This is a genomic window from Acidovorax sp. GW101-11A03 (genome assembly GCF_059424825.1).
This window is the reverse complement of record NZ_JBWKZU010000153.1, coordinates 1-614: the sequence shown is the minus strand read 5'-3', so window position 1 is coordinate 614 and position 614 is coordinate 1. Positions and strand designations below refer to the sequence as shown.

At 51.8% G+C, this 614-nt stretch carries 1 protein-coding gene; it reads right to left on the bottom strand.

Features of this window, described 5'->3' with window-relative positions:
• Positions 1 to 614, bottom strand: a 614-nt coding sequence (locus AC07Z7_RS25135) for an HAD hydrolase family protein (RefSeq protein ID WP_494768054.1), incomplete at both ends; no start/stop codon positions are given.

Here is a 614-nt window from a genome sequence, read left to right as displayed (position 1 = left end):
CTTCACAATCACTGATGCCCCAATTTTCCTGCAGCAGCGCGATGCCGTGGGCTTTATGGCAGCCGGGAATGATGAGGTCAATAAAACCAAAGCCGCTGGAAACCGGATGCATGATATTTTCCAGCTCGCCCAGACGCGCATGCAGGCGTTGCAGCAGTGCTTCCACCCCTTCATGTTCCAGCTTCAGCGAGAACTTGAAGATAGTGTCGTCAATGGCATACAGGTCATCGCGCTTTTCCAGACGGTGATAGTGGTTTGCCAGCTGGTCCATCACCTCTTCAGAGGCGGAAGAATGCATATAAGCACCATTTCGTCCGCACACCACCACCGCGATGTCCGGTTCATGCGCCAGAATATCGAGGATCTTATGCACCTTCTCCTGCGCTAACTCACCGCAGAAAATCTCTTCATTGCTGTCAGAGACCCAGGCGCCATTTTCTGCCACGAAAGCGATCTCATCTTTGATGTCGGGAAAATAGCGCTGCAGCTGGTAATACTGATTACCACTGGCCACCACAAAACGGATGCCCTTCTGCTTCAGCAGCGCATACTGACGTGAAAATCGCTGAACGTTGTACTGCTTATTATCGTCCAGAAAGGTGCCGTCCATATCC